This window comes from Mesorhizobium sp. B3-1-7, assembly GCF_006439385.1.
Lineage (GTDB): Bacteria > Pseudomonadota > Alphaproteobacteria > Rhizobiales > Rhizobiaceae > Mesorhizobium.
Window position 1 is genome coordinate 262,793 of record NZ_VFTL01000001.1, and the last position, 22,909, is coordinate 285,701.

Annotated in this window: 17 protein-coding genes; 7 read left to right on the forward strand and 10 right to left on the reverse strand. The window is 64.9% G+C overall.

Annotated elements, in window-relative coordinates; translation table 11 throughout:
- Positions 1-28 precede the first annotated feature (28 nt).
- From FJ417_RS01220 to FJ417_RS01250, 7 genes are all read right to left on the reverse strand, one after another.
- Entirely contained in the window at positions 29-331 is a 303-nt protein-coding gene (locus FJ417_RS01220; RefSeq protein WP_140659413.1) for a hypothetical protein, read from the reverse strand.
- 148 nt (positions 332-479) lie between these two features.
- Positions 480-1,022, reverse strand: a complete 543-nt coding sequence (locus FJ417_RS01225; protein WP_140782183.1) for a thioesterase family protein — start codon at positions 1,020-1,022, stop codon at positions 480-482.
- Positions 1,023-1,036: 14 nt separating this feature from the next.
- Positions 1,037-3,256: a 3-hydroxyacyl-CoA dehydrogenase NAD-binding domain-containing protein gene (locus tag FJ417_RS01230; protein ID WP_140782184.1), complete on the reverse strand. Its 2,220-nt coding sequence runs from the start codon at positions 3,254-3,256 to the stop codon at positions 1,037-1,039.
- A 15-nt stretch (positions 3,257-3,271) separates the two neighbouring features.
- Positions 3,272-4,480: an acetyl-CoA C-acetyltransferase gene (locus tag FJ417_RS01235; RefSeq protein WP_140782185.1), complete on the reverse strand. Its 1,209-nt coding sequence runs from the start codon at positions 4,478-4,480 to the stop codon at positions 3,272-3,274.
- A gap of 33 nt (positions 4,481-4,513) precedes the next feature.
- Complete coding sequence (locus FJ417_RS01240; protein WP_140782186.1) at positions 4,514-5,686, reverse strand: acyl-CoA dehydrogenase family protein; 1,173 nt, start codon at positions 5,684-5,686, stop codon at positions 4,514-4,516.
- 52 nt (positions 5,687-5,738) lie between these two features.
- Positions 5,739-7,535: an acyl-CoA dehydrogenase gene (locus FJ417_RS01245; protein ID WP_140782187.1), complete on the reverse strand. Its 1,797-nt coding sequence runs from the start codon at positions 7,533-7,535 to the stop codon at positions 5,739-5,741.
- Positions 7,536-7,770: 235 nt separating this feature from the next.
- The gene (locus FJ417_RS01250; RefSeq protein ID WP_140782262.1) at positions 7,771-8,235 is read right to left on the reverse strand and encodes a MerR family DNA-binding transcriptional regulator; all 465 of its coding nucleotides are present in this window, start codon (positions 8,233-8,235) and stop codon (positions 7,771-7,773) included.
- 455 nt (positions 8,236-8,690) lie between these two features.
- Between FJ417_RS01250 and FJ417_RS01255 the strand changes: the two genes are divergently transcribed.
- From FJ417_RS01255 to FJ417_RS01270, 4 genes are all read left to right on the forward strand, one after another.
- Positions 8,691-12,758, forward strand: a complete 4,068-nt coding sequence (locus FJ417_RS01255; protein WP_140782188.1) for a peptidoglycan-binding protein — start codon at positions 8,691-8,693, stop codon at positions 12,756-12,758.
- A gap of 192 nt (positions 12,759-12,950) precedes the next feature.
- Positions 12,951-13,874 carry a sulfite exporter TauE/SafE family protein gene (locus FJ417_RS01260; RefSeq protein ID WP_140659420.1) on the forward strand — a complete coding sequence of 308 codons (924 nt, stop codon included), beginning with the start codon at positions 12,951-12,953 and terminating at the stop codon, positions 13,872-13,874.
- On the forward strand, positions 13,874-14,665 hold the full coding sequence (locus FJ417_RS01265; protein WP_140782189.1) for a TIGR02186 family protein: 792 nt from the start codon (positions 13,874-13,876) through the stop codon (positions 14,663-14,665). The genes FJ417_RS01260 and FJ417_RS01265 overlap by 1 nt, the downstream gene beginning before the upstream one ends.
- Before the next feature lie 199 nt (positions 14,666-14,864).
- Positions 14,865-16,121: an Hsp70 family protein gene (locus FJ417_RS01270; RefSeq protein ID WP_140782190.1), complete on the forward strand. Its 1,257-nt coding sequence runs from the start codon at positions 14,865-14,867 to the stop codon at positions 16,119-16,121.
- A gap of 287 nt (positions 16,122-16,408) precedes the next feature.
- Here the strand turns inward: FJ417_RS01270 and FJ417_RS01275 are convergent, their stop codons facing one another.
- A complete protein-coding gene (locus FJ417_RS01275) occupies positions 16,409-17,296 on the reverse strand; it encodes a LysR family transcriptional regulator (RefSeq protein WP_140656313.1) in 888 nt (295 codons plus the stop codon).
- Positions 17,297-17,351: 55 nt separating this feature from the next.
- Positions 17,352-17,498 carry a hypothetical protein gene (locus tag FJ417_RS33005; protein WP_181182103.1) on the reverse strand — a complete coding sequence of 49 codons (147 nt, stop codon included), beginning with the start codon at positions 17,496-17,498 and terminating at the stop codon, positions 17,352-17,354.
- A gap of 77 nt (positions 17,499-17,575) precedes the next feature.
- Here FJ417_RS33005 and FJ417_RS01280 point away from each other — a divergent pair, with 77 nt between their 5' ends.
- Genes FJ417_RS01280 through FJ417_RS01290 form a run of 3 tightly spaced genes read left to right on the forward strand, consistent with a single transcriptional unit; the run spans position 17,576 to position 22,182 of the window.
- A complete protein-coding gene (locus FJ417_RS01280) occupies positions 17,576-20,506 on the forward strand; it encodes a molybdopterin oxidoreductase family protein (RefSeq protein WP_140782191.1) in 2,931 nt (976 codons plus the stop codon).
- Positions 20,503-21,237 carry a 4Fe-4S dicluster domain-containing protein gene (locus FJ417_RS01285; RefSeq protein WP_140782192.1) on the forward strand — a complete coding sequence of 245 codons (735 nt, stop codon included), beginning with the start codon at positions 20,503-20,505 and terminating at the stop codon, positions 21,235-21,237. The genes FJ417_RS01280 and FJ417_RS01285 overlap by 4 nt, the downstream gene beginning before the upstream one ends.
- Before the next feature lie 6 nt (positions 21,238-21,243).
- On the forward strand, positions 21,244-22,182 hold the full coding sequence (locus tag FJ417_RS01290) for a DmsC/YnfH family molybdoenzyme membrane anchor subunit (protein WP_140782193.1): 939 nt from the start codon (positions 21,244-21,246) through the stop codon (positions 22,180-22,182).
- A gap of 4 nt (positions 22,183-22,186) precedes the next feature.
- Here FJ417_RS01290 and pdeM read toward each other — a convergent pair whose 3' ends face one another.
- Positions 22,187-22,903 (reverse strand): ligase-associated DNA damage response endonuclease PdeM, encoded by a 717-nt coding sequence (gene pdeM / locus FJ417_RS01295; RefSeq protein WP_140782194.1) that lies wholly within the window; start codon positions 22,901-22,903, stop codon positions 22,187-22,189.
- Positions 22,904-22,909 lie beyond the last annotated feature (6 nt).

The window sequence follows — 22,909 nt, forward strand, 5'->3', positions numbered from 1 at the left end:
CTGCGTGGCTTTCGCGTCCTTACGCGACCTATCCGATCCCGGCCAAAGCCTTGGGCAGGCCCTTCTTGAGTTCCTCCGCATTCATGACCGGCACGAAATCCACGGCGGCATTGAAAGCCAGGAAGAACCGCTCGCCGAAATGAGGCATGTCGGAACTGTCCTTTATATCGACGAACAGGTAAGCCGTTCGTTGACCTTTTTCGGCGGTGAAATAGGCGGCCTCCGGCTTAAGGTCCGACAGGGTATGTTCGATGAACTTCGCCATGCTGCCGTCCTTGAGTGCCTTGTTGCCTTCGACGGTCGGAACGGAAATTCTCAACATCATGCGCATGATGATCGCTCCCGTGGTCAACAGTTTTATTAGATGAAACTAATATATCATCCAAATCCTTCGCCAAAAAGCCGACGACGCCCGCGCCTCTAAAATGTGATCCAAGCCGTTGTTGACCCAGCAAGTCGGACTGACCACTTCAGCGCGATCAGGCGGCCTTGGCCTGTTCGCGCAAATTCCGGTGCGAAAGCATGAAGGCCCGCTCGGCTTCGGTCGGCGGGCGTGGACTGGCGGCGTGGCCGAGCGCCGCGACGACCTCGTCGATGTCGAGGACGCGGCGGCCGCCGCGGTCATAGACGCCGCCGGTGGTCAGGATCAGCGCCGCCGTCTCGCCGCCATCGAGGACGAAACGATGCCTGCCGATGACGGAGGTGCCTTCCCAGGTCTCGATCGATGAGACCACCTCGAAGCGGCGCCACAGCTTGATCTCGCGTACATAGGCCACCTGCAGCCCGCCGATCATCGGCGCCCAGCCATTCTTGCGTGCAAGCGCGATAAGGCCGACGCGCAGGAAGATATCGATGCGGCCGAGATCGGCCAGCATCATGTAGCGGGCATTGTTCAGATGCAGGTTGAAATCGATGTCGATCGGCAGGCAGCGGAAGGCCAGCCGGCTTTCGTCGCCGACCCTGTAGGGGCCGCGGCTCGACGCCGTGGCCATGGTGCGGGCCATTCGCGCCCAGACATACATCCCGGCTTCGTTCGTCAGGCCGCCTCTCTGACCTCACCCTTCTGGTAGGGGTGGAAGCGCTGGTAGAAGGTCTCGCCCTTCTCGGCCATGTCGAGCAGAAGCTTCGGCGCCTTGAACTCGGCGCCGTATCTCTTCTGTAGGCCCTTGGCGATCTTGACGAAACGCTTGGCGCCGATGCCGTCGATGTAGGACAGCGCGCCGCCGGTGAAGGGCGCAAAGCCGAAGGCGAGGATCGAGCCGACATCCGCCTCGCGTGGATCGGTGACGATGCCCTCTTCCATCACCCGCGCCGCTTCCAGCGCGATGGCGACCAGCAGGCGCTGCTTCAGCTCCTCATAGTCGACCTTGTCGGGGTTGAGCTGCGGATAGAGGTCCTTGAGGCCCGGCCACAGCTTCTTCTTCGCCGGCTTGGCCGGATAGTCGTAGAAACCCTTGCCGTTCTTGCGGCCGAAGCGGCCATGCGTGTCGACCATGGTGTTGACCAACGCCATCTGCCTGGGATCGACGGCCTTGTCGCCGAGATCCCGGATGGTCTGCTTCATGATCTTCTGGGCAAGGTCGACGGCCGTCTCGTCGGTCAGCGCCAGCGGGCCGACCGGCATGCCGGCAGCCTTAGCGGCGTTCTCGATCATCGGCGCGGGCACACCCTCGATCAGCATCTTGTAGGCTTCCGACATGTAGCGCAGCACGCAGCGGTTGACGTAGAAGCCACGCGTGTCGTTGACGACGATCGGCGTCTTCTTGATGGCGCGCACGAAGTCGAAGGCGACGGCCAAGGCCTTGTCGCCCGTCTTCTTGCCGAGGATGATCTCGACCAGCATCATCTTGTCGACCGGCGAGAAGAAGTGGATGCCGATGAAGTTCTTCGGCCGCGCCGAGTTCTTCGCCAGAGCGGAGATCGGGATCGTCGACGTGTTCGAAGCGAAGATCGCCGACGACTTCAACACCGCTTCCGCCTTCTCGGTGGCTTCTTTCTTGACGCTCGAATCCTCGAAGACCGCCTCGACGACGAGATCGCAGCCGGCAAGGTCGGCATAATCCGCCGTTGGCGTGATCAGCGACAGGAGCTTGTCCTTGTCTTCCGGCTTGGCGCGGCCCTTCTTGACCTGATCGGCCATCAGGCTGTCGGAATGCGCCTTGCCCTTCTCGGCCGACGGCAGGTCGCGGTCGAGCAGCACCACCGGAATACCGGCGCGCGCGGTGACATAGGCGATGCCGGCGCCCATGAAGCCGGCGCCGAGGATGCCGATCTTCTTGAACTTGGTCTCCGGCACGTCGGCCGGCCGGCGCGCGCCCTTGTTCAATTCCTGCAGCGACAGGAAGAGCGAGCGGATCATCGCCGCCGCTTCCTTCGACTGCATGATCTCGGTGAAATAGCGCTGCTCGATCCTGAGCGCCGTGTCGAATGGCACCAAAAGGCCTTCATAGACGCATTTCAGGATAGCGGCCGCAGCCGGATAATTGCCGTAGGTTTCGCGGCGCAGGATGGCAATCGCCGGCGGCCAGAGATTGGCGCCGGCGGCCGAATAGATCGGACCGCCGGGCAGCTTGAAACCCTTCTCGTCCCAGGGCGCCACCGGCTTCAGCCCGTTCTTGATCATCGCCTTGGCGGTCTCGACGAGTTTCGAAGGCTCGACGATCTCGTGGATCAGGCCCATCGCCTTCGCCTTCTGCGGCGTCAGGTTCTGGCCGGAGGTCAGCATCTGCAGCGCCTGCTGCTGGTCGGTCAGCCGCGGCACGCGCTGGGTGCCGCCTGCACCGGGGAAGATACCGATCTTCACTTCGGGAAGCGCCATCTTCACCTTGTCGGAATCGGCGGCGACGCGGCCGTGGCAGGCGAGCGACATCTCGAAGGCGCCACCCATGCAGGTGCCGTTGATCGCCGACACAAACGGCTTGCCGCAGGTCTCGAGCTTGCGGAACAAGCCGGTCATGTAGCCGGCATTCTCGAACAGCGCCCTGGTCGCCTTGTCGAGATCATTCGCCTTCGCGGCAGCGAAGGTCGCCAGCATCTTCTGCAGCATGGTGATATCTGCACCGCCGGAGAAGCTATCCTTGCCGGAGGTGATGACGGCGCCCTTGATGGCGGCATCGCCGGCCACCTTATCGACGATGTCGTTGAGCTCGCGCATCACCTCTTCGGTGAACACGTTCATCGAGCGGTCCGGCATGTTCCAGGTGATCAGCGCAATGCCGTCGGCGTCGGTGTCGAGGGTGAAATTGGTATAGGTCATCTTCTTCTCTCCCCGTCAGACGCGTTCGATGATGGTGGCGGTGCCCATGCCGGCGCCGATGCAGAGCGTGACCAGCGCGGTGTTGAGGTCGCGACGCTCCAGCTCGTCAAGCACCGTGCCCAGGATCATGGCGCCGGTGGCGCCGAGCGGATGGCCCATGGCGATCGCCCCGCCATTGACGTTGATCTGGTCATGCGGGATGTCGAAGGCCTGCATGTAGCGCAGCACCACGGAAGCGAAAGCCTCGTTGAGCTCGAACAGGTCGATGTCCGACTGCTTCATCTTGGCGCGCTTCAACAGCTTCTCGGTGACGTCGACCGGACCGGTCAGCATCAGCACCGGTTCCGAGCCTATGTTGGCGAAGGCGCGGATGCGGGCGCGGGGCTTCAGTCCCATCGCCTTGCCGGCCTTCTTGGAGCCGAGCAGCACGGCGGCGGCGCCGTCGACGATGCCGGAGGAATTGCCGGCGTGGTGGACGTGATTGACCTCCTCGACCTCAGGATGCTTCTGCACGGCGACCGCGTCGAAGCCGCCCATTTCGCCAGGCATGACGAAGGACGGGTTGAGCGAGGCCAGAGACTGCATGTCGGTCGAGGGCCGCATGTGCTCGTCATGGTCGAGAATGGTGAGGCCGTTCTGGTCCTTGATCGGGATCACCGAATTCTTGAAACGGCCGTCGGCCCAGGCTTTCGCGGCGCGCTTCTGGCTCTCGACGGCATAGGCGTCGACGTCGTCGCGGGAAAAACCGTATTTGGTGGCGATAAGGTCGGCCGAGATGCCCTGTGGCACGAACCAGCCGGGCAGGCCGACGGAAGGGTCCATGAACCAGGCGCCGCCGGACATGCCCATGCCGACGCGCGACATGGATTCGACGCCGCCGGCAATGACGATCTCGTCCGCGCCTTGCGCGATCTTGGCGGCGCCGAAATTGATGGCGTCGAGGCCGGAGGCGCAGAAGCGCGAGATCTGCATGCCGGGCGCCTTTGTGTCGTAGCCGGCCTCGAAGGCGGCGGCGCGCGGAATGACCGAGCCAGCCTCGCCGACCGGATCGACGCAGCCGAAGATGATGTCGTCGACATTGCCGGTGTCGAGCCCGTTGCGGTCGCGCAGCGCCTCGAGCGTCCTGGCGGCGAGCCTGACCGCCGGCACCTCGTGCAGCGAGCCATCCTTCTTGCCCTTGCCGCGCGGCGTGCGCACGGCGTCATAGACGTAAGCCTCAGTCATTTTCGTGCTCCTTGGCTTTGCCGGCCGCCGCGCTCAGAGAGAGCGCCCGATCAGCAATTTCATGATTTCGTTGGTGCCGCCGTAGATGCGCTGGACGCGGGCGTCGCGGTACATGCGGGCGATCGGATATTCATTCATGTAGCCATAGCCGCCATGCAGTTGAAGGCATTCGTCGACGACTTTGCCCTGCAGGTCGCTGAGCCAGTATTTGGCCATCGAGGCGGTCACCGGGTCGAGCCCGCCATCGATGTGGCGGGCGACGCAGTCATTGTAGAAGACGCGGCCGATGGTGGCCTCGGTCTTCAGTTCGGCCAGCTTGAACTGGGTGTTCTGGAAATCGATGACGGCCTTGCCGAAGGCCTTGCGTTCCTTGACGTAGTCGATGGTGAGCGCCAGCGCCCGCTCGATCATGGCGATCGCGCCGGTGCCGATCTGCAATCGCTCCTGCGGCAGCTGCTGCATCAGCTGGACGAAGCCCTTGCCCTCCTCGTGGCCAAGCAGGTTCGAGGTCGGCACGCGCACGTCGTTGAAGAACAGCTCGGAGGTGTCGTTCGACTTCAGCCCGATCTTGTCGAGATTGCGGCCGCGCTGAAAACCCTCGACCTCGTCGGTCTCGACGACGATCAGCGAGGTGCCCTTGGCACCCTTGTCCGGGTCGGTCTTGGTGACGACGATGACCAGGTTGGCGAGCTGGCCATTGGTGATGAAGGTCTTCGAGCCGCTGATCTTGTAGTGATTGCCGTCCTTCTCGGCGCGGGTCTTGACGCCTTGCAGGTCGGAGCCGGCGCCGGGTTCCGTCATGGCGATGGCGCCGATCAGCTCGCCGGTCGCGAGCTTGGGCAGCCATTTCTGTTTCTGCTCCTCGGAACCGTAATGCAGGATGTAGGGTGCTACGATCGAATTGTGCAGCCCGATGCCGAAGCCGTCGACGCCGACATGGCCGATCGCCTCGATGATGGCGCTCTCATGGGCGAAGGTGCCGCCCGAGCCACCGTATTTCTCCGGCATGGAAGCGCAGAGCAGGCCGGCGGCCCCGGCCTTCAGCCAGCTCTCGCGGTCGAACATCTCGTTCTTCTCGAACTCGTCATAGCGCGGCGCGATTTCTTCCGACATGAAGCGGGACGCCATGTCGTAGAGCATGCCGACTTCGTCCGCCGCCCAGGCGGGCTTCGGCAGGCCAAGAATTTCGGCTGGATTTGTCGCCACGATTTCCTCCGCGTTCCGACAATTGTAGGCCGGCGGTGCCGGTCCGCCGAACCTAGAACGCTTCCGCCGGCAGCGCCATTAGCGTGTCCGCGCCACTCGAGATGCGGGCAAGACGCGTCGCCGTTTCCGGCATGACGCGCTCCATGAAGAAGCGCGCGGTCACCAGCTTGGTGTCGTAGAACACCGAAGCGCCGTTGGCGCCTTCCGCGAGCTTCGCCTGCGCGGATTTCGCCATCTGCGCCCACATGTAGCCCAGCGCCACCAGGCCGAAGAGATGCATATAGTCGGTCGAGGCGGCACCGGTATTGTCGGGCTTGGCCATGGCGTTCTGCACCAGCCACATGGTGGCTGCCTGCAAGTCGTTGAGACCCTTCTTCAGCGCCTTGGTGAAGGACGCCATCTTCTCGTCGGCGCGGTCTTCCTCGCAGAATTCGCCGACTTCCTTGAAGAAGGCCTGCACCGCGCGGCCACCATTCTGCGCCAGCTTGCGGCCGACGAGGTCGAGCGCCTGGATGCCGTTGGCGCCTTCATAGATCATGGCGATGCGGGCGTCGCGCACGAACTGGCTCATGCCGTGCTCTTCGATGTAGCCGTGGCCGCCGAACACCTGCTGCGCCATCACCGCATGATCGAAACCCTTATCGGTGAGCACGCCCTTGACCACCGGCGTCATCAGGCCGGTGTAGTCGTCGGCCGCCTGGCGGTCCTTGTCGTCGCCCGAGCGATGTGCGACGTCGGACTTGATCGCCGTCCACAACGCCAGCGCGCGACCGGCCTCGTTGAAGGCCTTCATGGTCATCAGCGAACGGCGAATGTCGGGATGGACGATGATCGGATCGGCCTTCTTGTCCGGCGCCTTGGCGCCCGACAGCGAACGGCCCTGCAGGCGGTCCTTGGCGTAGGAAACGGCGTTCTGATAGGCGATCTCGGAGACCGAAAGCCCCTGCAGGCCGACGCCGAGGCGGGCCTCGTTCATCATCGTGAACATGGCCTTCAGGCCGCCGTTCAATTCGCCGAGCAGCGTGCCCTCCGCCTCGTCATAATTCATGACGCAGGTCGAGTTGCCGTGGATGCCCATCTTCTCCTCGATCGAGCCGCAGGAGAGCGTGTTGCGCTGGCCGGGATTGCCCGAGGCATCGAGCTTGAGCTTCGGCACGATGAAAAGCGAGATGCCCTTCACGCCTTCCGGCGCGCCCTCGGCGCGGGCAAGCACCAGGTGGACGATGTTGTCCGACATGTCGTGCTCGCCGGCGGAGATGAAGATCTTCTGGCCGGAAATCCTGTAGGTGCCATCGCCATTGGGAACGGCCTTGGTGCGCAGCAGGCCGAGGTCGGTGCCGCAATGCGGCTCGGTCAGGTTCATGGTGCCGGTCCAGGTGCCCTCGATCAGCCTGGGCAGCCATGTCGCCTTCTGCTCGTCCGTGCCGTGGGTGACGATGGCCGCGATCGCGCCTTGCGTCAGGCCGGGATACATCATCAGCGCCATGTTGGCGGAGATCATATATTCGGAGACGGCGGTGTGGACGGCGTAAGGGAGGCCCTGGCCGCCGAACTCGGCAGGCGCTGCAAGCCCCATCCAGCCGCCTTCGCGATACTGGTCGTAAGCATCCTTGAAACCCTTGGGCGTCGTCACCGAGCCGTCGTCATGGCGCACGCAGCCTTCCATGTCGCCCACGCGGTTCAACGGATGCATGACGTTTTCGGCAAGCTTGGCGCCCTCGGCGAGGATCGCCTCGAGCACGTCGGGCGTCGCATCCGAGAAGCCCGGAAGGTTGGAATAGCGCTGATAGCCCAGCACGTCGTTGAGAACGAACAGCGTGTCCTGGACCGGCGCCCTGTAGATCGTCATGCCTTCCTCCACCCTTATAGTGCCGGCCGGCCAGCAAGTTCCTTATCCACGTCCTGGACAGAAGGCCGGGCCAATGTCGATGCCCCGATAGCAAATATTGACGTTTTCGTAAACGTCAACTTCGTCGCAGCCAAAAATTTATGTGAGCGGTTCGGCATTGTGGCGACAAAAAAGCCGCGCGGCTACAGCCGCGCGGCTCTCCATTTTTGGGATCGTCCCTGTTGAGGGCCAGCGTTCAGCCGGCGGCGCTGGCCTGCGGCGCCGTCGTGCGCTCGACGAGCATCTGGCGCACCGCCGTCATCGACGTGCTCAACTCGTTGATGGCGTCGTCGATCAGCGCGCGCTGCTTCTGCAGACGGGCGAGCTGCTTCTCCGACTTGTCGAGGGCCAGCCGCAACTGCTTGGTGTTGGTGCCGGTCGGATCGTAGAGATCCATCATCTGCTTGACGTCGCGCAGCGAGAACCCGACCTTGCGGCCGAGCAGGATCAGCTTCAGGCGGGCCTTGTCGCGGCGCGTATAGAGACGGGTCGAGCCGTCGCGATGCGGATTGAGCAGGCCCTTGTCTTCATAGAAACGCAGCGTGCGCAGCGTCACACCGTATTTCTTGGCCATCTCGCCGATGCGGACGAATTCCTCGCCGGCTTCGAGCGGTATGTCATTGGTATTGGCCGCGGCTTCGCCGGGCGAAACAAGTTTCATGGTCACTGGCTTTCCCCTGGTGGCGTCGCGGTCTCGGACCAAGCGTCGCCTGAATGGAAGCGGGGGCGTGCTTCCAATCGTGGTTGCAACAAGTCAATCGCAAGAGGCACGACTTCGCACCTTTTACGTTTACGTCAATTCTATATCGACAGCCACGGGGTGACGCAAGGGCGTTGTCAAAACGGACCTTTATGCCGCACCACCCGAAAGGCGCCTCACGATTTATGCGCGGCTTCTTAAGCTTGGTTAACGCCTTGTTTACCACGTTGGGCGAAATGTGCGCATGTCGGTCACCCGTGGTTATCCTGTAGCGAATTTTTCACGGTTTTTCGAAGCGCGGGTGAAAACCCGGGAAGCCCGTCTTCCTCCGCGGCAAAACCGCCCGGCTCGCTTCGTTCCCGACAGGACTTTGGGAAACCGGCCTTTGGCCGGCCATTCTGAACACGGGCGCATCGATGAACAGCAAGCGGTCCTATCTCGATACACTCAACGCCGGCAGGCAACGCCGGCCGCAGCCCTCGCTCGAAGAACTGAACCGCTCGCTCGAAACGCTGGAGCAGCGGCTGGACCGGACGCGCGCCGACATGCCCGATCGCCCCGACCTGCGGCGGCCGGTCGAGCAGCCGCGTTATCCAAGCACGCAGCCTTACGGCCAGCCGCGCTGGTACGAGGATACCTATTCCGCGCAAAGGCCGCTGGACCGGCCGCAGCAGAATCCGGCACCGCAAAATCCCGGCCCGCAGAACCAATGGCCGCAAAATCGCGCCCCGCAAAATCCGACGCCCGCCGCGCCCGCCTTCGGCCAGAGCTACCAGGCGATCGCGCGTGACATCGACCGGGTGCGCGGCCAGGAAGACAGCGTCGCCATGGTCGGCAAGATCGCCGTCGAACTGCGCGGCCTGCGCGAGGAACTGCGCCACCAGATGACCGTCGGTCTGCAGCGCGAATTCGAAGCGTTCCGCCAGGACATCGATCGCGCCATACAGGCCAACAGCCAGGGCGGCGCTCCGTCGAGCGGCATGCCCGACAAGAGCAGCGCCGAGCTCGCCCTCGAATTCGAGCGGCTTTCGGGAGCCATCCAGACGCTCGCCGAAAAAAGCGACGACCGCAGCGTCAACTTGCTGCGGCTGGAACTGGAACAGGTGAAGGGCGCGTTGGATGCGCTGGCGCGCGAGGAAAGCCTGCAGAAGGTCGACCGCCGCTGGGACGACTTCGACCGCCGCTGGAGCGCCTTCGAGGACCGCGTCGACGCCGACCAGCGCAAGCGCGCCGAAGGTCCGAGCCTTTCGGTGCTGACCGATCGGCTCGAACAGATCAGCAGCGCCGTCAGCAACCTGCCGGAATCGCTTTCGCTGCGCTCGCTGGAGGAGAAGGTGCGCACGCTTGCCGGCGCGGTCGACCGTTTCGCCGGCCAGCAGACCGCGCGCGGCGGCGAGACGCTCGCCATGATCGACGAGCGGCTGGATGAGATTTCGCGCGCCATCGTCGCGTCGACGGTGGCCGCGCAGGCCAATGCCTTCGATCCCGAAAGCTTCGGCCGGATCGAGAAGCGCATGGCCTCCCTAGCGATTCAGATCGAAGAGGTCGCACAGTCGCGGCCTGGAGCGGAAGTTCTGGATCGCCTCAGTCTCCTGTCCAGCCGTGTGGATCAACTGGCCGGCAGGGCGGACCTGCCCGAGCAGGCCATGGAGCGGCTCGGCAAGCAGATCGCCTTGATCACCGACAAGATGGACCGCGCGCCGGCGATGCCAGATGCCGACCAGATCTTCCAGGGCCTTGAGCAGCGCTTCGATGCGCTGTCAATGCTGCTTGAGCGCCGCCAGGGCGATGCGATCGAACAGGGCAATATGCTGTTCCGCGATCTCGAGCGTCGGCTGGACGAAGTCGCGGACAGGCTTGACCAGCGCATGCGCCGGGATGAGAGCGCCGGCATCATGGAGGCGATCGACGCCCGCTTCACCGCTTTGGCCAAGCGCATCGAGACGCGCACGCCCGATCCCGCCAACGAGATGGCGATCCGGGGGCTGGAAAGCCGGCTCGAGGACATTTCCAGCCGGCTGGAATCGTCCGCGCAGCAGGTCGCGGGCATCGATCCGGCACTGATCCGCAGCCTGGAAGCGCAGGTCGCCGGCCTGTCGGCGCATCTTTCCAAGCCGGGCACGCCGCTGCCCGAGTTCGAAGACATAAGCCCGCGCCTCAACCAGATCGAGAAGTCGCTGGCCGGCACGCGCGATTCCATCCTGAGCGTGGCGCGCGAGGCGGCCGAGAGCGCCGTCAAATCGCTTTCCGACTCGACGTCCAGCACGGCCCAGACCAACGCGACCGCCGTTGCCGGCCTCGCCCAGGACCTGAAGACGCTCGAGGCGCTCACCCGGCGCTCCGACGAGCGCAACTCGCGGACATTCGAGGCGATCCACGACACGCTGCTGAAGATCGTCGACCGGCTGGGCTCGCTGGAAACGAGCGAGGCCAGCGAAGCGGTCAGCGAGTTGGTCGATCCGCAACCGGCCGGCAAGCGCGGCGGCCGCGGCGGCAAGATAGCGGTGCAGGACGCGCCTTCGATGGACATCGACCAGCCGCTGCCGCTCACGGGAGACATGGCCAGCCTGGAAGGCCGCGCGGCCGCGATCATGCGCGATGAGCCAGATGCGCCGCGCACGCCCGCGGAAGCCGCGGCCGCAGCGGCCATGGCAGCGCTCGGACCGGACGTGATCGGCGACAAGAGCGAGACGGCCGGCCGCAGGAAATCGATGTTCAGCGGCCTGGCGCGCGCCTTCAAGGGCAAGAAGGATGCGGATACGCAGCCGCTTGCCGCCTCGGCGCCGGTGGGCGACGTGCCAAGCGTCGACATCGACGAGCCGCTCGACCCCAAGGCCGCCAACCGGCCCTTGGAACCAGGTTCCGGCGCGCCGGACCTCAACGCCATCATGAAGCGTGTGCGCGACGAGCGTGGCGGCCAGCCGGCCCGGCGCGCCGAGGGCGACGCCGCCAAGTCCGATTTCATCGCCGCGGCCCGCCGCGCGGCTCAGGCCGCCGCAGCGGAAGCCGACACGCTGAAGCGGCAATCGACCATGACCGGCCCGGTGAAGGCGCTGAGGATAGGCGACCTGCTCAAGGCGCGGCGCAAGCCGATCCTGATGGCGGCGGCGGCGATCATGATGGCGCTGGCGGGCCTGCAGCTGGGCAAGGCCTTCTTGGCCGATCCCGTCGAAACGGCCAACAACCAGCCCGCCCCGATCGTCTCCACGCAGACGGTCGATACGGCTTCGCTCGATGCCACAGCCGCACCGAAGGCCGACACGGACACCGCGCAGGCCGAAAGCACCCCGGCCCGCCCCGTCAGGCAGGCAGAGTCCGTCAAGGACGCGGCGCCGGCCGCTTCCATCCCCGCAAGTGCTGAAGCTGCCGCCGCCATGCCGGCCGAACCGACGCCCGCGCCAGTGGCGCTTGCCGCGCCGGCGCCGGCCCCGATGGCGTCGGCGACGCCGTCCGAGCCTGCCGCAGCCGCCACCGCGACGGACACGGATGGCGACACGCAGCCGATGGCCAAGGCCCCAGAGACGGCCAGCCCCGCAGCCGGGAGTCCACCCGCCGGCGCGCCGACTGCCACCTCCGCCGACACGACGGGCGCCGTGCCGCCCGCGGCAAGCCAGACGGCCGCGGCCAAATTCGACATTCCTTCCGAAATCGGACCGGTGGCGCTGCGCGACGCGGCCGCCGGCGGCGACGCCAAGGCGCTGTTCGAGATCGGCTCGCGCTACGCGGAATCGCGCGGCGTGAAGGAAGACATGAAGGCAGCCGCCAAATGGTATGAGCAGTCGGCCGAGCTCGGCTTCGCGCCGGCCGAATACCGTATCGGCAATTTCTACGAAAAAGGCATCGGCGTCGCGCGCGACATCAAGAAGGCCAAGACCTACTATCAACTCGCCGCCGAACAGGGCAACGCCAGCGCAATGCACAATCTGGCGGTGCTGTTCGCCATGGCGGCGGACGGCGTGACCGACAATGAATCGGCGACGCACTGGTTCCAGGAAGCCGCTGACCTCGGCGTCAAGGACAGCCAGTTCAACCTCGGCATCCTAGCCGCCAAGGGTGTCGGCATGAAGCAGGACCTGGAAGAATCCTACAAATGGTTCGCCCTGGTCGCAAAGACCGGCGACAAGGACGCTGCCGCCAAGCGCGACGAGATCGCCAACGCTTTGCGGCCCGAGCAGCTCGAGCGGGCGCGCGCGGCCACGGAATTGTGGAAGGCCAAGCCGCTCAACGCGGCCGCCAACTCGGCCGACGTTCCGGAGTCCTGGCAGGACAGCGCGCCGCAGACCACCGCCAGCATCGACATGAAGAAGGCGGTGAAGAACATCCAGCTGATCCTCAACAAGAACGGCTACGACGCCGGCGGCGCCGACGGCGTGATGGGCGGCAAGACCAAGACCGCCATCATGGCCTTCCAGACCGACAACAAGATGAAGCCGACCGGCGAGATCGACGCGCCGCTCGTCAAGGCGCTCCTGGCGAAGAAATAACGGCAGCCGCGTCGCATACGCGACGCCTTGCCACACATTTGCCTGTTAACTGATTGAGATGGTTTTTGTTTCGGCGCGGCGGCGGGGGTTGAACCCGCCGCCGCGCCGTCGCAAGAAAAAATTGGCTTTTCGGTGCTTTATTGTCCGGGGACGGCACTATGGGCCGACAGACAAACTGATCGAGACAGACGGGTGGGCATCTATCTCCCGATCGCGGAAATTTCCGTCAACGTCTTCGTGCTGCTGGCGATGGGCGCGGCGGTGGGATTCCTGTCGGGCATGTTCGGGGTCGGCGGCGGCTTCCTGATCACCCCGCTCCTGATCTTCTACAACATCCCGCCGGCGATCGCCGTCGCCACCGGCGCCAACCAGGTCATCGCCTCCTCTTTCTCCGGCGCGCTTTCGCATTTCAAGCGCGGCACGCTCGATTTCAAGCTGGGGGGCGTGCTACTGGCCGGCGGCATCGTCGGCTCGACGGCCGGCATCTTCGTCTTTGCGCTGTTGCGCCGCCTCGGCCAGTTGGACCTGTTCATCTCGCTGCTCTACGTCGTGTTGCTCGGCACCGTCGGCGGACTGATGCTGGTCGAAAGCGTCAACGCGCTGCGCGCCAGCCGCAGCGGCGCGGCGCCGGTGCTCAAGAAATCCGGACAGCACAACTGGATCCACCGGCTGCCGTTCAAGGTGCGCTTCCGCGCCTCGAAGCTGTTCGTCAGCGTCATCCCGGTGCTCGGGCTCGGCGCCGGGATCGGCTTCCTGTCGTCGATCATGGGCGTCGGCGGCGGCTTCATCATGGTGCCGGCGCTGATCTACCTGCTCAAGGTGCCGACCAATGTCGTCATCGGCACCTCGCTGTTCCAGATCATCTTCACCTCGGCCTACACCACCCTGGTGCATGCCACGACCAACCAGACGGTCGACGTGATCCTGGCCTTCCTGCTGATGGCCGGCGGCGTCGCCGGCGCGCAATATGGCGCCAAGGCCGGCCAGAGACTGCGCGGCGAGCAGTTGCGGGCGCTGCTGGCGATGCTGGTGCTGGCCGTCGCCATCCGCCTTGCCGTCGATCTCTTCGTGACGCCGCCCAATCTTTATTCGCTTTCCGCCGCGGGCCTGAACTGATGGCGGCACGACGAGCATTTGCAGCCGCCGCCTCGTTGTCGATGCTCTTTGCCCTTTCCCCGGCAACCGCGCAAACGCCGCTTGCCGAAAGCATCCAGATCGGCCTGTCGACCGACGCCGTTTCGATCACGGCGGGTTTCTCCGGCGCCGACCTGACCATCTTCGGATCGCTGGAAAATCCCGATCCGCTGGTCGCGCGCCAGGGGCGCTATGACGTGATCGTCGTGCTCGAAGGCCCGCCACGCCCTGTTGTCGTCCGGCGCAAGGACCGGGTGCTCGGCGTCTGGGTCAACCTGGACTCGGAGACGTTCGAGAACGTGCCGGTCTCCTATTCCGTCGCGACGACGCGCCCGCTGCAGGACATCGCCGAGCCTGCCAAATACAAGCAGCTCTCGCTCGGCGCGCAGAACCTCTACATGAAGCCCGCCGACGAGACCGACAGCCCGGCAACCATCGAGGAATTCACGGCCGCGCTACGCGACCGCAAGGCGGCGACGGGCCTCTACAGCGAAAATGTCGGCGGCGTGCAGTTCCTGTCGCAGAACCTGTTTCGCGCCACCGTGCGGCTCGCGCCCAACGTGCCGGTCGGGACCCATAAAGCCCGCGCGTTCCTGTTCAAGAGCGGCATGTTCGTCAAGGAAAGCTCGGCCCAGCTCGAAATCCGCAAGTCCGGTTTCGAGCAATCGATCTTCCGCGTCGCGCACGACTATTCCTTCCTCTATGGCGTGTTCGCGATATCGCTCGCCATGCTGACCGGCTGGCTGGGCCGGCTCATCTTCCGCAAGGATTGATAGCCGCGGGAAAAATGGGAAGACCCATTTTCCCGTGAAAAGAGGGTTTCCCTTTTCCCGGTTTTGCGATACATCGCCGCCTCCCAGCCCTAGGGACAAGCACACACATTTCGATTTTCGGCAGAGCGTCCGGCTTTCCGGACGACGGCGCGCTTCGCGTCGTCGGCAACCCTGCCCCAGGCAACGACAGGAGGCTGCGATGCGATCGGCATTCGGCGGCATCGATTTCGGCACGTCCAATTCCACCGTTGGCGTGATCCGCGACGGCCGGGCGCGACTGGTGGCGCTGGAGGGCGAGCAACCGACCTTGCCAAGCGCCGTGTTCTTCAACTTCGAGGACGGCTACACCTATTTCGGCCGCCGTGCGATCAGCGACTACACCGACAGCATCGAAGGGCGTCTGATGCGCTCGCTGAAGAGCGTGCTCGGCAGTTCGCTCGCCAACGAAAAGACGCGCATCAAGGCGCGCCAGATCGGCTTCATCGACATCATCGGGCTGTTCATTGATCATCTCAAGAAGCGGCTGGAAGAGGACGCAGGCGGTCCGGTCGAAAGTGTCGTGCTTGGCAGGCCCGTGCAGTTCGTCGACGACGACACGGCCGCCGATGCGAAGGCGCAAGGCGAGCTTGAAAAGGCCGCGCGCGCGCAGGGCTTCAAGCACATCGCCTTCCAGTTCGAACCGATCGCGGCGGCGCTCGATTACGAGCAGAAGGTCGCTCGCGAGGAGCTGGCGTTGATCGTCGACATGGGCGGCGGCACATCCGACTTTTCGATCGTGCGGGTCTCGCCGGAGCGCGCTCGCTCGACCGACCGCAAGGCCGACATCCTGGCCAATCGCGGCGTCCATATCGGCGGCACCGATTTCGACCGGCTGCTCAGCATCGCCCATGTCATGCCCGAGCTCGGCTATCTGACACGGACCAAGGACCACAAGCGCAACCTGCCCGCTGCCTATTTCATCGACCTGGCGACCTGGCAGCGCATCAACCTCGTCTACACAACCAGGGCGATGAACGACCTGCGGCAGATCCGTTACGAGGCCGAGCGGGCCGACCTTGTCGACCGCTTCATCCACGTCGTCGAGCATCGCTACGGCCATGCGATGGCGGGCCTTGTCGAAAGGGCGAAGATCGCGCTGACCGACCAGTCTTCGGCCGAAGTGAAGGTGTCGCTGCCCGGCGCGCGTTTCGCGGCCGAGATCACGCGCGCCGGCCTCGAGGAGACCATTGCCGGCGACATCGAACGCGTGGCCGCGACGGTCCAACAGACGATCGCCGACGCCGGCGTTGCCGCCTCGGCCATCACCGCCGTGTTCCTCACCGGCGGTTCGACCGCCATCCCGCTGGCGAAGCGGCAAATCCTGTCGCTGGTGCCGCAGGCCTCCGTCATCGAGGGCGACATGTTCGGCTCGGTCGGCCTTGGGCTGGCGCTTGACGCGCAGCGCAAATACGCGTGAGGGCTGGAGTTGACTAAGACGCCAGTCACTTCGTCATCCACGGGCGGAGCAAGGAGCGAAGCGACGCGGCGCAGACCCGAGGATCCATTCTGTGACGTATAAGCGCCGCTGCGATGCAGAATTCTGGTCCGGTGCACTCCACGTCGAAGGTCACGGAATGGATCCTCGGGTCTACGCTCCGCTTCGCGTCGCTCCGCCCGTGGATGACGACGTTCGGAGGCTTCGGACAATCGCGAACGTTCGCGATGATCAGCATCCCAAGAACATAGTCCGGGTGCCGCCTGGGCTCAGCCGACCTTTCCGCCCAGATGCGCCTTCAGCGCCATCTGGGCGAGGCTCGCCTGGCGGTCGCGATGCGTGATCATGGCGAAGTCGCGCTTCGGCAATTCGACCGGCACGGCCCTGAGGCTGCCCTCCGCCAGGGAGCGCGCGACGACGAGTTCCGAGATGATCGTCGCCCCCGCGCCGGCCTCGACGGCCTGACGCACGGCCTCGTTGCTGGGCAGGACGAGGAAAATCTGCAATTCCGCCGGCGGAACCCCCTGACTGAGCGCGAAATCCTCCAGCGCCTCGCGCGTGCCCGACCCGCCTTCCCGGATGATCCAGCGCAGCGCCCTGATGTCGAGGTTTCCCGCCCGCGTCATCGGAATCTCGGGATGCGAGCGCGCCACAACCAGCATCGGGCGGTCCTCGTCGACCGTGACGCGGCGCAGGATGTCGGACTCGGTGCGGCCCTCGACCAGGCCGAAATCGGCGCGGCCGTCCAGCACATTGGTCTCAACCTGCCTGGTGTTGCCGATCGTCACGCTCAGCTTCACGGCCGGATAGGCTTCGTGGAAGGCAGCCAGGCGACGCGGCAGCCAGTAGCTGGCGATGGTCTGGCTCGCCGCGATCGACAGGCTGCCGGCGACGGTCTGCGAGACATCCTCCAGAACGCCGCGGGCAGCAGCGGCGCGATCCAGGACCGCCTTGGCCTCCGGCAGGAAGCGATGGCCGGTCTGCGCCAGTTCGATGTTGCGGCCAACCCTGTTGAACAGGCGCACGCCATGCTGGCTTTCGAGCGCGCGGATGGCGGCCGAGGCCGCCGACTGCGAGATGCCGAGCCGCTCGGCGGCCTTGGTCATATGGCCGTGCTCGGCGACGGCGACGAAGATGCGCAACTGGTCGAGAGTCATGGCGCAACTAAGAAGCAAAATCGATCGGAATTACAAGAGCCGCTTGTTAGACGCATCAATGGCTTTGTTCTAAGTTTTTGCCTGAAGTTGGAAAAAATTGGTCGCCAGAGACCAAGAGTGGGAAATGATAGGGCGCTTCAAATCCCTGTTCGCGCATTGGAACCGCCGTCTGAAGCGGCGGCTCGCCGGCGAGCGCTATCATCCTGAACTCCATTACATGCGCGGCCCGGGACCCAAGACGAAGGCCAAGATGGCGAACGGCAAGAGCGTTCGCGGATCATGAGCAAAGCCGCGCCGCGCGGCGCCAATTCCGCCTCCTCGCAGCGGCCGCTGGCCGACAGCCGAGCGCCGGACGAGGGCGACGGCGTCGAGACCTCGCCAAGCGTCTCCGACCGCACGGCCAAGACCACCTGCTACATGTGCGCCTGCCGCTGCGGCATCGACGTCCACATCAAGGACGGCAAGGTCCGCTACATCAACGGCAACAAGGACCATCCGGTGAACCGCGGCGTGATCTGCGGGAAGGGCAGCGCCGGCATCATGCAGCACTACAGCCCAGCGCGGCTGCAGAAACCACTGCTGAGGACCGGGCCGCGCGGCTCGGGCGAGTTCCGCGAGATCGAGTGGGACGAAGCGCTGACCATCGCCACCGAAAGGCTGTCGGCGATCCGGCGCACCGACCCGAAAAAACTCGCCTTCTTCACCGGACGCGACCAGTCGCAATCGCTGACCGGCTGGTGGGCCTCGAAATTCGGCACGCCCAATTTCGCCGCGCATGGCGGCTTCTGCTCCGTCAACATGGCGGCCGGCGGGCTCTACACGATCGGCGGCTCGTTCTGGGAATTCGGCGAGCCCGACTGGGACAACACGAAATACTTCATGCTGTTCGGCGTCGCCGAGGACCATGATTCCAATCCGATCAAGATCGGCCTCGGCAAGCTCAAGGCGCGCGGCGCCAAGGTGGTTTCGATCAACCCCTGCCGCACCGGCTACAACGCGATCGCCGACGACTGGATCGGCATCAGGCCGGGCACCGACGGGCTGTTCGTGCTGGCGCTGGTCCATGAACTGCTCAAGGCCGGCCGCGTCGATCTCGACTACCTGCTGCGCTACACCAACGCGTCTGCGCTGGTCGTGCAGGAGCCGGGGGCCGCCGATGACGGGCTGTTCGTTCGCGACGTGGACGGCAACCCGCTTGCCTGGGACAGGGCGGCCAAGCAACCGGTCAATGCGGCCGACCCCGAAGCAAAGCCAGCGCTGACCGGCTGCCATGAGGTCGGCGGGCAGCGCTGCGTGCCTGTCTTCCAGCTCATCGCCGAACGCTATCTCGACGAGACGTATTCGCCGGACGCCGTGGCGGAGCGCTGCGGCGTCAGCGCGGAAACGATCCGGCGCATCGCGGCGGAGCTGGCGCATGTCGCCTTCGAGCAGACGATCGAACTGCCGATAGCCTGGACCGACTGGGCGGGCCGGCGGCACGAGACGATCAAGGGACGGCCTGTCTCGATGCATGCCATGCGCGGCATCTCGGCCCATTCCAACGGTTTTCATACCTGCCGCGCCATCCATCTGCTGCAGGTGCTGCTCGGCACCGTCGATGTCCCCGGCGGCTTCCGCTTCAAGCCGCCTTATCCGCGCCCGGCGCCGCCGGGGCCGAAGCCATGCGGAAAAAGCGTTCGGCCGATGACGCCGCTCGACGGCATGCCGCTCGGCTTCGTCTGCGGACCGGACGATCTTCTCGTCGACGACGCCGGCCAGCCCACCCGCATCGACAAGGCCTATTCCTGGGAAGCTCCCCTGGCCGCGCATGGGCTGATGCACTCGGTCATCCGCAACGCCTGGGCCGGCGATCCTTATCCGATCGACACGCTGATGATTTACATGTCGAACATGGCGTGGAACTCGTCGATGAACACCGTCGAGACGATTGCCATGCTGACCGACAGGGACCAGGCCGGCGCCTACAAGATCCCCTTCATCATCTATTCCGACGCCTATTATTCCGAGACCGTGCCCTTCGCCGACCTGGTGCTGCCCGACACCACCTATCTCGAGCGGCACGACTGCATCAGCCTGCTCGACCGGCCGATCAGCCATGCCGACGGGGCCGCCGACGCCATCCGCCATCCAGTGGTGCAGCCGGACCGCGACGTGCGGCCGTTCCAGTCGGTGCTGATCGAGCTCGGCGCGCGGCTTGGCCTGCCAGGCTTCGTCGACGAGCACGGTTCGGCCAAATACAGCTGTTATGCCGACTACATCGTCAACCATCAGCGCACGCCCGGCATCGGCCCTTTAGCCGGCTGGCGCGGCAAGAATGGCGGCTCGATCGGCAGGGGCGACGCCAACCCCGACCAGCTGCAGCGCTACATCGACAATGGCGGGTTCTGGCATCACGATTTCTCCGACGACCAGCGCTATTACAAAATGGGCAACCGCGCCTATCTCGACTTCGCCGTTGAGATGGGTTTCATCCCCAAGGCCGAGCCTATTGTCTTCCAGCTCTACTCGGAGCCGATGCAGCGGTTCAGGCTTGCCGCGCGCGGCCATGGCAAGGTGCAGCCGCCCGACGCCGAGCGCGGCCGCATCGAAGCCTATATGGACCCGCTGCCCTTCTGGTACGCGCCCTTCGAGGACGGCGCCGTCGACCTCGAAAAATATAGGCTGCATGCGCTGACGCAGCGGCCGATGCATATGTACCATTCCTGGGGCTCGCAGAATGCGTGGTTGCGGCAGATCACCAGCCAGAACAGGCTGTTCGTCCATCACCAGACGGCCGCCGGTCTCGGCCTTGCCGACGATGACTGGGTATGGATCGAGAGCATCAACGGCCGGGTGAAAGGCCAGATCAAGCTGATCGACGGCGTGAACCCGGATACGGTGTGGACCTGGAACGCCATTGGCAAGCGGCGCGGCACATGGGGCCTGAAGGACGATGCGGCGGAAAGCAATCGCGGCTTCCTGCTCAACCACATTATCGGCGACCAGACATCGGCCGACGCCAACGGCAAGCGCTACTCCAATTCAGACCCGGTCACCGGACAGGCGGCATGGTTCGACGTGCGCGTGCGGATCGTCAAATGCGCGCCGCAGGAAGCCGGCTTCACCGAGCCGCAATTCGAGCGTTTCGCCCAGCCGCCGCATTTCGAACCTTCGCCCGAAGTGCTTCGCTTCGGCGCCGCGTTTCGCATGAACAGGGAAGCCGCCGAATGACCTGCCTTCCCGCCCGGACCGACAAGAAACTCGGCCTCGTCATCGACCTCGACACCTGTGTGGGCTGCCAGGCCTGCGTCACCGCCTGCAAGGAGTGGAACACTGGCGGCCACATGGCGCCGCTGACCGACATCGACCCCTATGGCGGACATGTCGACGGCGTCTGGTTCAACCGCGTGCACGCTTACGAGCACACGACCGAAATGGGCGGCCGCACGGTGAACTTCCCGCGTTCCTGCCTGCATTGCGAGCAGCCGGCCTGCGTCACCGTGTGCCCGACCGGCGCCTCCTACAAGCGCGCCTCGGACGGCATCGTGCTGGTCGACGAGGATAAATGCATCGGCTGCAAATTGTGCAGCTGGGCCTGCCCCTACGGCGCGCGCGAGTTCGATACCGATGTCGGCGTGATGAAGAAATGCACGCTGTGCGTCGACCGCATCTACAACGACAATCTGGCCGAGGAGGATCGCGTGCCCGCCTGCGTTGCCGCTTGCCCGACCAGCGCCCGGCATTTCGGCGATCTCGGCGATCCGGCCTCGGCGATCTCGCAGCTTGTCGAGGAACGTGGCGGCGTGGCGCTGATGCCGGAGCTTGGCTACAAGCCGACCAACAGATATCTGCCGCCGCGTGCCCGCAGCGAGCGGGCGGCGAAGGTGGACGCACCGGTACTGGAGCCGATCAAGGCCGAGGGCGGCTTTCTCGGCTGGATCGATCGCATGCTTTCGAACTGACCGATCATGCATCCCGCTTTCTCGGTCGTCTTCTTCACCACAGCCACAGGGGCCGGCTACGGCCTGCTGGCGCTGCTCGGCCTGCTTGGCGGGTTGGGGTACATCCCAGCCGATTTCTGGCTGGGCTTTGTCGGCATGGGGTTGGCGCTCGGCCTGATCGCGGCCGGATTGCTGTCATCGACCGGGCATCTCGGCCGGCCCGAGCGGGCCTGGCGTGCTTTTTCTCAGTGGCGCAGCTCGTGGCTGTCGCGCGAAGGCGTGGCGTCGGTCGCTACCTTCGTTCCGGCTTGTATGTTCGGCATCGGCTGGGTGTTTCTCGGCCGCAACGGCGGCTGGGTGGCGATCGCCGGCCTGCTGGCGGCGGCCGGCGCGGTGACGACAGTCTGCACGACGGGCATGATCTACGCCTCGCTGAAGCCGATCGCCCAATGGCACAGCCGCTATACTTTGCCGGCTTATCTCATCTTCGCGGCGATGACCGGAAGCGTTCTCGCCAACGCTTTGCTCCAGGGGTTCAAGCTGGGTTCAACGGCGGTGCTGATCTGCGCGTTGCTTGCCACGCTTATCGGTTGGGGCTGGAAGCTTGCGACCTGGCGCTACAATGACCGGTTGGAGATCCCGACCACGGCCAACACGGCGACTGGTTTGGCAGGCGGCTCGGTGCGGTCGATCGAATGGCCGCACACCGAAGAAAATTATCTGCTGAAGGAAATGGGCTTCCGCATCGCGCGCAAGCACAGCGCCAAGCTGAGGCGGATCGCCCAAGGCCTGGCTTTCATCGCGCCGGCTGTCCTGCTTGCCGTCGCGTTCGCCTTGCCGTGGCCCTTCGTGGCGATTGCGTCGGCGCTCGCGGCTATGTCCCAGCTCGCCGGCATGCTTGTCGAGCGCTGGCTGTTCTTCGCCGAGGCGAAGCACACCGTGACACTCTATTACGGCCGCGAGTAGTCTTTCAGCCCGGCCGCAGCATCGAGCCGGAAATGGCGAAGATGCGCTCGGCGCCGAGCATATAGGCCATCAATGTTTCCAGCCGGAACAGGCCGGAATAGGCGCGGTCGAGCACGTTGAGCGAGCCGGTATAGGCGCCGAAGGCCGGCATGATCATGCGGCCGCCGTCGCCGGCGAAGCAGCGCCGCCTGACGGAGCGGCCGCGCTGGACGATGCGAGCGCAAGGGTGGAGATGGCCGGCGATTTCGCCCTCAACCCACGTCTTCGACGGCTCGTGACGGAAGAGCAGCGAGCCGATGGCGAGTTCCTTGACGGTCTCGCCCGGCAGGTCGGCGGGCGCATCGGGATCGTGGTTGCCGGCGACCCAGAACCAGTCGCGGCCTGCCATCATCGCTTCCAGCCTTTCGCGAAAACTCAGATGCATGCGCTCGGCGCCGCCGCCGTCGTGGAAGGAGTCGCCCAGGCTGACGACGATCCGCGGCTGGTAGTCGGCGATGACCGCCTGAAGCCGCAGCAAGGTGGCGCCGGTGTCGTAAGGTGGGATCAGCGCGCCGCGCCGGGCGAAGGACGAGCCCTTTTCGAGATGCAGGTCGGAGACGGCAAGCAATCGCAGGTCGGGGAAATAGAGAACGCCGCGCCGGTCGCAGACCGCACGCTCGCCGGCGATGCCGACGAGATCGGCCTCGGCGATCAGCGTTGCGCGCGACAAAGAAAAATTCATCCCCTC

Bases quoted from the DNA above. Each gene is read 5' to 3' on its own strand.
- FJ417_RS01270 (WP_140782190.1), top strand. From the start codon at position 14,865: ATGCGATCGGCATTCGGCGGCATCGATTTCGGCACGTCCAATTCCACC.
- FJ417_RS01220 (WP_140659413.1), bottom strand. From the start codon at position 331: ATGCGCATGATGTTGAGAATTTCCGTTCCGACCGTCGAAGGCAACAAG.
- FJ417_RS01290 (WP_140782193.1), top strand. From the start codon at position 21,244: ATGCATCCCGCTTTCTCGGTCGTCTTCTTCACCACAGCCACAGGGGCC.
- FJ417_RS01225 (WP_140782183.1), bottom strand. From the start codon at position 1,022: ATGTATGTCTGGGCGCGAATGGCCCGCACCATGGCCACGGCGTCGAGC.
- FJ417_RS01255 (WP_140782188.1), top strand. From the start codon at position 8,691: ATGAACAGCAAGCGGTCCTATCTCGATACACTCAACGCCGGCAGGCAA.
- FJ417_RS01265 (WP_140782189.1), top strand. From the start codon at position 13,874: ATGGCGGCACGACGAGCATTTGCAGCCGCCGCCTCGTTGTCGATGCTC.
- FJ417_RS33005 (WP_181182103.1), bottom strand. From the start codon at position 17,498: ATGATAGCGCTCGCCGGCGAGCCGCCGCTTCAGACGGCGGTTCCAATG.
- FJ417_RS01280 (WP_140782191.1), top strand. From the start codon at position 17,576: ATGAGCAAAGCCGCGCCGCGCGGCGCCAATTCCGCCTCCTCGCAGCGG.
- FJ417_RS01250 (WP_140782262.1), bottom strand. From the start codon at position 8,235: ATGAAACTTGTTTCGCCCGGCGAAGCCGCGGCCAATACCAATGACATA.
- FJ417_RS01235 (WP_140782185.1), bottom strand. From the start codon at position 4,480: ATGACTGAGGCTTACGTCTATGACGCCGTGCGCACGCCGCGCGGCAAG.
- FJ417_RS01275 (WP_140656313.1), bottom strand. From the start codon at position 17,296: ATGACTCTCGACCAGTTGCGCATCTTCGTCGCCGTCGCCGAGCACGGC.
- FJ417_RS01285 (WP_140782192.1), top strand. From the start codon at position 20,503: ATGACCTGCCTTCCCGCCCGGACCGACAAGAAACTCGGCCTCGTCATC.
- FJ417_RS01230 (WP_140782184.1), bottom strand. From the start codon at position 3,256: ATGACCTATACCAATTTCACCCTCGACACCGACGCCGACGGCATTGCG.
- FJ417_RS01245 (WP_140782187.1), bottom strand. From the start codon at position 7,535: ATGACGATCTACAGGGCGCCGGTCCAGGACACGCTGTTCGTTCTCAAC.
- pdeM (WP_140782194.1), bottom strand. From the start codon at position 22,903: ATGAATTTTTCTTTGTCGCGCGCAACGCTGATCGCCGAGGCCGATCTC.